Origin of the sequence: Clostridium sp. KLE 1755 (genome assembly GCF_000466465.2) — a bacterium.
Classification (GTDB): Bacteria; Bacillota; Clostridia; order Lachnospirales; family Lachnospiraceae; genus Eisenbergiella; species Eisenbergiella porci.
On record NZ_KE992673.1, the window covers coordinates 1 to 1877 of the forward strand.

2 protein-coding genes are annotated in these 1877 nt (G+C 44.0%); both read left to right on the forward strand.

All coding sequences use genetic code 11. From position 1 onward, the window contains the following. Positions 1–134: 134 nt before the first annotated feature. The gene (locus HMPREF1548_RS06610) at positions 135–1331 is read left to right on the forward strand and encodes an IS256 family transposase (protein WP_021635111.1); all 1197 of its coding nucleotides are present in this window, start codon (positions 135–137) and stop codon (positions 1329–1331) included. Positions 1332–1503: 172 nt separating this feature from the next. Next, entirely contained in the window at positions 1504–1722 is a 219-nt protein-coding gene (locus tag HMPREF1548_RS06615) for a hypothetical protein (RefSeq protein WP_025491738.1), read from the forward strand. Positions 1723–1877 lie beyond the last annotated feature (155 nt).

A 1877-nucleotide genomic window follows, 5' to 3' on the forward strand; every position in this document is an offset into this window, starting at 1 on the left:
GGGTGTGTCAAATAAACTGTGTATCACGTGCAGATTATTCGACACACCTCTTTTTTGAATAGGTATCATTACTACTGACAATACTGCATGTAAGTGGAATAAATTGGTAAATAAATTTAGTGAGGTTAAGGGATATGACATCAGGATTTAATTATCAGGAGGAACTTTCCAAGTGCAGTACCATGGAGGATATCACAGGGCCAAACGGACTTGTCCAGCGAATGGTAAAGGATGCGATCGAACAGATCCTTCAAAGCGAGATCACAGATTATATCACAGATGAAAAAAGTAAGGGGAATACCCCGCAGCGGAATGGAACATCACCTAAAAAAGTAAAGACTTCTTACGGCAGCATTGACATTGATGTCCCAAGAGTCAGGGAAGGGGAATTCGAACCGGAAGTTATTAAAAAGAGGGCTGTGATCGAGGAGGGACTGGAAGCACAGATTATCTCTATGTATGCGAAGGGGATGACTGTTCGTGACATCGTTTCCCATGTCCAGGCACTTTACGGGATTGAATTATCCCCGGCCTCCGTGTCTAATATAACGGATAAAATCATGGAGGAAGCAAGGGAGTGGTACAGCCGGACCCTGGATGGTTTTTATCCGGTTGTATTTCTGGATGCTGTGCACTATAAAGTCCGTGAAGAAGGGCGGATCGTCACGAAGGCATCCTATGTCGCTCTGGGGATTAACGCGGAAGGCCGAAAAGACATCCTGGGGATCTGGATCGGTGAAAATGAAGGTGCCAAATTCTGGCTGAAGGTATGTAATGAACTGAAAAACCGTGGAGTGAAAGATATCCTGATCGCCTGTATCGATGGCTTGCAGGGATTTCCTGATGCGATCAAAACCGTATTTCCTGAAACAAGGATCCAGCTATGCATTATCCATCAAATACGGAACACCATGAAATATATAGCCTATAAGGATTCCAAGGCATTTATGAAGGATCTGAAACGGGTATACGGGGCCGAAAGTGAGGAGATCGCATTCATGAACCTGGAGGCGATGAAGGACAGCTGGAAGAAGTATCGTGCGGTCGTTGAGAACTGGCAGATGAAATGGGAAAACCTCTCCACCTATTTCAGCTATGGGCCACAGATACGCCGCCTCATCTATACAACGAATACCCTGGAGGGATTTAACCGGCAGCTGCGGAAAGTGACAAAAAATAAAGCCGTTTTTCCTAATGACGATGCACTAAGGAAAACGTTGTATCTGACAACGCGGGATATAACAGAAAAGTGGTCCATGCCCTATCGGGATTGGGGCGAGACTTACGGACAGTTTATCATCGAATTCGGCGACAGGGCAACCATCGCCTGAGAGAACGCGCGATCTTCCCGAGAGGCTTGTGCAGGGAGCCGTCCCATCCAATATTCTTTTGTTAACGTATAGTACCGCAGCTGCAGGCTTTGTTCAGGATCGTTATTGAATAAAGCCTGCAGCTACGGTAATAACTATCAATAAAAGGATGGTGTGAAAGGAGCGTGGGATTATGACACATGATGCAGCAACAGCATATGCATGTGTAGCATATCGAGTTATGGAGTATGATAGAGAGCCGTTGACGGAGGAACAGTTCGAGGTGATCCTTGAAATGTTATTTGGATTTTACAATGAAAGGGAGATCGAAAAGATCTATCAGCAAAATATCGTATTTGGTTCCAATGATGCCATAATAAATGAAGAAAAAATAAAGGGAAAACTAGAATAGTATTGCCGGAAAGCGGCAATACTATTCATATAAACAAACGTCGTATTTTGAAAAAAACTGTCATGCAAACATAGGTAAAACCAAACTGGGGAGTGTCGAAAAGGAAACCGGGTACATACCAATTTACTACAATACACAGTTATATAGACAGTCTC